Origin of the sequence: Streptomyces sp. NPDC127038 (assembly GCF_042725875.1) — a bacterium.
In the GTDB taxonomy this organism is placed as follows: Bacteria; Actinomycetota; Actinomycetes; order Streptomycetales; family Streptomycetaceae; genus Streptomyces.
Map to the genome: position 1 here is coordinate 48,289 of NZ_JBHXDQ010000063.1, position 7,135 is coordinate 55,423.

Sequence of the window (7,135 nt, forward strand, 5' to 3'; positions counted from 1 at the left end):
TCTATTACAGTTGCTTTGGCGGTGGGCTGCTACTTGTGGTTATCCCCCCCGGTTGCGGCCGCCCCCCCCGCCCCCGGGGGGGGGGGGGGGGACCGCTGTGGTGGGGGCGGGGACACGAATTGTTGCGGAGGGATGAAATCCGCTTCTCTCGGTGTTGGAGCCTTCCGGCGGAGTGAGATCTACGGAAGGTGCCGGAGTGGCGACGGAACGGGGATGGGCGCGGCGACTCGCCGGGTACGCCTGGCGGTACCCGAAGGACGTGGTGCTCGCGCTCGGCTCCTCGCTGGGCGGCATGGCCCTGATGGCGGTGGTGCCGCTGATCACCAAGGTGATCATCGACGACGTCATCGGCGACCACAGCCGGGGCATGGCCCCCTGGGCGGGCGCGCTGCTCGGCGCCGCCGTCCTCGTCTACGCCCTCACCTTCGTCCGCCGCTACTACGGCGGCCGGCTCGCCCTCGACGTCCAGCACGACCTCCGTACCGACATGTACGGGACGATCACCCGGCTCGACGGGCGGCGCCAGGACGAGCTGTCCACCGGGCAGGTCGTGGGCCGCGCCACCAGCGACCTCCAGCTGATCCAGGGCCTGCTCTTCATGCTCCCGATGACCATCGGGAACGTCCTGCTCTTCCTGATCTCCCTCGCGATCATGGCCGCGCTGTCCCTGCCGCTCACCCTGGTCGCGCTGGCCGTCGCCCCCGCCCTGTGGTTCGTCGCCAAGCGCAGCCGCTCCCGGCTGCACCCCGCCACCTGGTACGCGCAGGCGCAGGCCGCCGCCGTGGCCGGTGTCGTCGACGGCGCCGTCAGCGGAGTGCGCGTGGTCAAGGGCTTCGGCCAGGAGGAGCAGGAGACCGGCAAACTGCGCGAGGTCGGACGGCGGCTCTTCGCCGGCCGGCTGCGCACCATCCGGCTCAACGCCCGGTACACCCCGGCCCTCCAGGCCGTGCCCGCCCTGGGCCAGGTCGCGATGCTCGCGCTCGGCGGCTGGCTCGCCGTGCGCGGCCAGATCACGCTGGGCACCTTCGTGGCCTTCTCCACCTACCTCGCGCAGCTCGTGGGACCGGTGCGGATGCTGGCCGTCGTGCTGACCGTCGGGCAGCAGGCCCGCGCGGGAGCCGAGCGCGTGCTGGAGCTCATCGACACCGAGCCGTCGATCAAGGACGGCACCAAGACCCTCCCGGCCGACGCGCCCGCCACCGTCGAGTTCGACGACGTGTCCTTCGGCTACACCGAGGACCGGCCCGTCCTCGACGGACTGAGCTTCGAGATCCGGCCCGGCGAGACCCTCGCCGTCGTCGGCTCCTCCGGCTCGGGCAAGTCGACGGTGTCGCTGCTGCTGCCCCGCTTCTACGACGTGACCCACGGCGCCGTCCTCATCGGCGGGCACGACGTCCGCGAGCTGACGACCGAGTCCCTGCGCGCCGCGATCGGACTCGTCCCCGAGGACTCCTTCCTCTTCTCCGACACCGTGCGCGCCAACATCGCCTACGGCCGGCCCGACGCCACCCAGGACGAGATAGAGACCGCCGCCCGCGCGGCCCAGGCGCACCGCTTCATCGCCGAGCTGCCCGGCGGCTACGACACCAAGGTCGGCGAGCACGGCCTCACCCTCTCCGGAGGCCAGCGCCAGCGCGTCGCCCTCGCCCGCGCCATCCTCACCGACCCGCGGCTGCTCGTCCTCGACGACGCCACCTCCGCCGTCGACGCCCAGGTCGAGCACGAGATCCACGAGGCGCTCGCCCAGGTCATGCGGGGCCGTACGACGCTGCTCATCGCCCACCGCCGCTCCACCCTGAACCTCGCCGACCGCATCGCCGTCCTGGACGGCGGACGGCTCGCCGACATCGGCACCCACGAGGAGCTCCAGGCCCGCTCCGCCCTCTACCGGCGGCTGCTCACCGACCCCGACGAGCTGGGCGGCGTCTCCCCGGGACACGTCCCGCCGGCCGCGCCGCGCGAGGACAGCACCGTACGGCAGGAGCTGGACGCCGAGTACGACGCCGAGCGCGGGGTGACACCGCACCTGTGGACCGGCGACCGCGAGCCCCGCGACAACGCGCTCGAAGGGATGCCCGCCACCCCCGGACTCCTCGCCCAGGTCGAGGCGCTGCCCCCGGCCACCGACGTCCCCGACGTCGACGAGGTCCGCGCGGTCACGCCCGAGGACTCCTACGGACTGCGCCGGCTGCTGCGCGGCTTCGGCGCCCCGCTGCTCGTCAGCCTCGCGCTGGTCGCCGTCGACGCCGTGATGACCCTGCTGCTGCCGATCCTCATCCGGCACGGCATCGACCAGGGCGTCACCCGGCTCGCGCTCGGCGCGGTCTGGGCCGCCGCCGCGCTCGCGCTGATCACCGTGCTCGTGCAGTGGGCCGCGCAGATCGGCGAGACCCGGATGACCGGCCGCACCGGCGAACGGGTCCTGTACGCGCTGCGCCTGAAGATCTTCGCGCAGCTCCAGCGCCTGGGACTCGACTACTACGAGCGCGAGCTCACCGGCCGGATCATGACCCGGATGACGACCGACGTCGACGCCCTGTCGACGTTCCTCCAGACCGGGCTCGTCACCGCGTTCGTCTCCGTCGTCACCTTCTTCGGCATCATGGCCGCCCTGCTGGTGATCGACGTACAGCTCGCGCTGGTCGTTTTCGTGACCCTGCCGCCGCTGGTCGTCGGCACGTTCTTCTTCCGCCGCGCGAGCGTGAAGGCGTACGAACTGGCCCGCGAGCGGGTGTCGGTCGTCAACGCCGACCTCCAGGAGTCGGTGTCCGGGCTGCGGATCCTCCAGGCGTTCCAGCGCGAGGAGGCCAGCGGGCGGCGCTTCGCCGAGGGCAGCGACAGCTACCGCAGGGCCCGTATCCGCGGCCAGTGGCTGATCTCCGTCTACTTCCCCTTCGTCCAGCTCCTGGCCTCGGGGGCCGCGGCCGCCGTCCTGGTCGTGGGTGCCCACCGGATCGACTCCGGCACCCTCACCACCGGCGCCCTGGTCGCCTACCTCCTCTACATCGACCTGTTCTTCGCCCCCGTGCAGCAGCTCTCGCAGGTCTTCGACGGCTACCAGCAGGCCACCGTCTCGCTCGGCCGCATCCAGGAACTGCTGCGCGAACCGGCCTCGACGCGGTCCGCCGCCGAGCCGCGGCGGGTCACGTCGCTGCGCGGCGAGATCGCCTTCGAGGACGTCGGCTTCGCGTACGGCGGCGCGGACGACGCCGAGGAGGCGCTCAGCGCCGTGTCGCTGCGCATCCCCGCCGGGCAGACGGTCGCCTTCGTCGGCGAGACCGGCGCGGGCAAGTCGACGCTGGTGAAGCTGGTCGCCCGGTTCTACGACCCGACGGCAGGGCGGGTGACGGTCGACGGCATGGACCTGCGCGACCTGGACATCACCTCCTACCGGCACCGCCTCGGTGTGGTCCCCCAGGAGGCCTACCTGTTCCAGGGGACCGTCCGCGACGCCATCGCCTATGGGCGTCCGGGCGCCGGCGACGCCGAGGTGGAGGCCGCCGCCCGCGCCGTCGGGGCGCACGACATGATCGCCACGCTGGACGGCGGCTACCTCCACGAGGTCGCCGAGCGCGGCCGCAACCTCTCCGCCGGCCAGCGCCAGCTGATCGCGCTGGCCCGCGCCGAACTGGTCGACCCCGACGTGCTGCTGCTCGACGAGGCGACGGCGGCGCTCGACCTGGCGACCGAGGCCCTGGTCAACCAGGCCACCGACCGGCTGGCGGGCCGCCGTACGACGCTGGTGGTCGCCCACCGGCTGACGACGGCCGCCCGCGCGGACCGGGTCGTCGTGATGGACCACGGCCAGGTCGCCGAGGACGGCACCCACGAGGAACTGCTCCGCCTCGACGGCCGCTACGCGGCGCTCTGGCGGACCTTCGTGGGTTCCCCGGAGCCCGAGGAGCCGGTCGGTTCGACGGCCTGAGCCGTCAGCTCCTCGGCTTGATGCCGGAGATCTTCTTCGTCGCCAGATCCGACTGCACCGTCAGATAGGTGTACGTCGGGTGCTGCGGGGAGCCCCAGGTCAGCCGGACCGTCGACCAGGTGTGCCCGGCGCCGCTGTCACCCGCCGTCACCCGCCAGGCGCTCGGCACGTCCTGGGCGCGCAGCACCCCGTCGGCGTGCTGCCGGTGCTCCCAGCCGGCCAGCTGGGTGCGCAGGGCCGGGGTCAGGTAGAAGGTCCGCAGCCGGGTGCTCAGGGTGCCGGAGCCCCCGTCGGTCACGGCGTCGATGTAGGAGCCGTAGAAGTCGGCCACGCGGTCGTAGGCCGGGCCGTTGCTGCCGCTGCGGGCGGGCGGCGCGGCGGTGGAACTGGCGACGGCGGGCACCGAGGCGCCCGCGGCGATCAGAAGGGCCGCGGCGATGAGCGCGCGACCGGTCGTGAGAGATGACTTGAGGCCGGACATGAGTAACCGCCTTTCGTTTCCTGCTCCGTTGGACCACGGAGAAACCGGCACGGTTGTGTCCGAAAAGGAAAAAACCTCGCACGGGTGACGCGGGCCCGGCCGCGGAAGTCGTAGCGGTACGCAACCGGCCGCCGCCTGTTCCGCGTCCGTACACCAGTACGCTGATTGCTGCGGGAGGGACGACAGTGGACAGTGGTGCGATACGCCGGCGCCTGGCGCTCGGCCTGGCCGTGCTGGCCGCGGCGGGACTGCTCGCCTTCACGGGGGCGGGCAGCGCCCAGGCGGCCCCGGCCTTCTGCTCCGGCCGCAAGGTCCGCACCCTGCCCTTCACGACCGGCTCCGTGCAGGTGTTCAAGCGCAGCGGCTACGTCTGCGCCGTGGCCTTCCCCGGCGCGCGGGGCGCGCGCGGGCGGATGTCCGTCAGCGTGCAGGCGCGCGGCGGACGGCCCGTGATGGACTCCGGGCACTTCGCGCACCACGCGGGCCCGGTGACCCTGTACGCGGGCCACCGCTGCGTGCGGATCAAGGCCTCGGTCGGCTCCGGATCGGTGAGTTCCGGCTGGATCCTGTGCTGAACCACGGCCCCGCTCCGGGCGCGAACGCGGGCCCGGAGCAGGGTCGTCGTGGCTGTGGCTAGTACCTGAGCCCGGAGCCGATCGGGTACAGCACCTGTGACGGGTCGTCCGCCCGCTGCACCGCCACCGGGAGACGACCGCGCGGGTGCACCCGGCCGGCGATCACCCGGGCGGCGGCGCGCACCTCGACGTCGGTCCAGGAGTACGAGGCCAGGAAGGCGCCGACCCCAGGGATCTGGGCGATGTCGTACGGGTTGCGGACGGCGACCGCGATCACCGGGACGCCCGTGGCGACCAGCCGTTCGACCAGGGTCTTCTGGGACCCGGTGGCCGTCAGGTTGTACGTCAGGACGACCACCGCGTCGGCGCCCGCCGGCGCGGTGACGGCCTTGTCGATCGTGGCGGCCGACGGCGCCGTCCCCGTGGACAGGGCCGTCGCCGTGAACCCGAGACCGGTCAGGGTGGCCGCGGCGACGGTGGTGGGCGGCCCGTCGGACAGCGACGGCGAGGCCGGGTCGGCGCCCACCACCAGCACCCTCGGGGTGCGCCGCCGGGAGAGCGGCAGCAGCTTCTCCTCGTTGACCAGCAGCGTGGTGGTCCGCTCGGCGATCCGGTCGGCCGCCCTGAGGTGTGCCGGGATGCCGACCACCCGGTCCACGTCCGTATCGGAGACGTACGGGTCGTTCAGCAGCCCGTGCTTCGCCTTCAGCCGCAGGATGCGCAGGATCGATTCGTCGAGCCGGGCCTCGGTCAGCTCGCCGCCGCGCACGGCGTTCAGCACCGCGTTCCACGCGACGCCCAGGTCCGGCGGGTTGAGGAGCTGGTCCACGCCGGCCTTGAGCGCGAGGACGGGGACGCGGTCGTCGCCGTACTTCGTCCGGACGCCCTCCATGCCGAGCGCGTCCGTCACCACGACTCCGTCGTAGCCCAGTTCGCCGCGCAGGATGCCGGTGACGATCGGGTGGGAGAGCGTGGCGGGGTCGCCGGCGGGGTCGAGCGCCGGGACCATGATGTGCGCGGTCATGATCGAGTCGATCCCGGCGCGGATCGCCGCCCGGAAGGGCACGGCGTCGAGTTCCGACCACAGTTCGCGGCTGTGGGTGATGACCGGGAAGCCGAAGTGGCTGTCCACGGCGGTGTCGCCGTGGCCGGGGAAGTGCTTGGCCGTGGCCGCGACCCCCGAGCCCTGATAGCCCTTCACCTCGGCCGCCACCAGGCCCGCCACCGCGTCCGGATCGGCGCCGAAGGAGCGGACGCCGATCACCGGGTTGGCCGGGTTGACGTTCACGTCGGCGTCGGGGGAGTAGTCCTGGCTGATGCCGATCGCGCGCAGTTCCGCGCCGCTGATCCGGCCCACCGTCCGGGCGTCGGCCCGTGAACCGCCCGCGCTCAGCGCCATCGCGCCCGGGAACAGCGTCGCGGGCTTGCCCACCCTGGCCACTATGCCGTGTTCCTGGTCGGTGGAGATCAGCAGCGGGAGCCCGCGCGGCTGGTCGAGCGCGGCCCGCTGGATCCCGTTCGACAGGGCGGCGATCTGGTGCGGATCACGGGTGTTGTGGGCCCAGGCGAAGTAGATGATCCCGCCGACGCGGTACTTGGCGATCAGCTCGGCGGCCGTGCGGACGCCGATCTCGCTGAGGTTGGCGTCGATGTCGGCCTGGTCGGGCGCGGTGGCCGAATGGCCGTACACCCGCATGACGAAGACCTGCCCGACCTTCTCCTCCAGGGTCATACGGGAGATCAGGGCGCGCAGGGCCCTGTCGTCGCGCGGGTGGGTGCCGGCTCCGGCCGCCTGCGCGCGGGGGGCGGCGGCCAGCGTGGCGGCGACGCCCGCCGTGGCGGCGAGGACCGTACGCCGGGAGGGCGCTGACGGTCTGTCCGGCTCGGCCGGGCCGGTCGGTCGTGCGGTGCTTCCCGTGCTGGAGTCGCGCACAAGCGCTCCTTCCCTCGTGAAGGAAACTTCCGAGGAATCACGATTATCCGGGAAGTTTCTTCCAGTCAAGGGTGTGCACAGTATCGGGAAAGGGGCCGTCACCGGGGAGGTTGGAGGGGGCGCGCCGGTCGCGGTTCCGGATCCGGTGGGTGGGTGGGTCGGGGCCGTGCCGGCTGGTGATACCCAGCGCGTTTGGGTGGGATCGTTAGACGGTAGGGGCA

At 72.7% G+C, this 7,135-nt stretch carries 4 protein-coding genes; 2 read left to right on the plus strand and 2 right to left on the minus strand.

Going from position 1 to position 7,135, the window contains the following annotated elements; translation table 11 throughout:
* Nucleotides 1-196: 196 nt before the first annotated feature.
* Nucleotides 197-3,925: an ABC transporter ATP-binding protein gene (locus ACFWI4_RS32525; protein WP_387203648.1), complete on the plus strand. Its 3,729-nt coding sequence runs from the start codon at nt 197-199 to the stop codon at nt 3,923-3,925.
* 4 nt (nt 3,926-3,929) lie between these two features.
* Here the strand turns inward: ACFWI4_RS32525 and ACFWI4_RS32530 are convergent, their stop codons facing one another.
* A complete protein-coding gene (locus ACFWI4_RS32530; protein WP_385407077.1) occupies nt 3,930-4,406 on the minus strand; it encodes a hypothetical protein in 477 nt (158 codons plus the stop codon).
* A gap of 185 nt (nt 4,407-4,591) precedes the next feature.
* Here ACFWI4_RS32530 and ACFWI4_RS32535 point away from each other — a divergent pair, with 185 nt between their 5' ends.
* Nucleotides 4,592-4,981, plus strand: coding sequence for a hypothetical protein (locus ACFWI4_RS32535; protein WP_387203651.1), 390 nt, complete (start codon nt 4,592-4,594; stop codon nt 4,979-4,981).
* Nucleotides 4,982-5,039: 58 nt separating this feature from the next.
* On the opposite strand, the gene ACFWI4_RS32540 is transcribed toward ACFWI4_RS32535, so the two are convergent.
* The gene (locus ACFWI4_RS32540) at nt 5,040-6,914 is read right to left on the minus strand and encodes a glycoside hydrolase family 3 protein (protein WP_387203654.1); all 1,875 of its coding nucleotides are present in this window, start codon (nt 6,912-6,914) and stop codon (nt 5,040-5,042) included.
* Between the last annotated feature and the right edge of the window lie 221 nt (nt 6,915-7,135).

Bases quoted from the DNA above. Each gene is read 5' to 3' on its own strand.
- ACFWI4_RS32530 (WP_385407077.1), bottom strand. From the start codon at position 4,406: ATGTCCGGCCTCAAGTCATCTCTCACGACCGGTCGCGCGCTCATCGCC.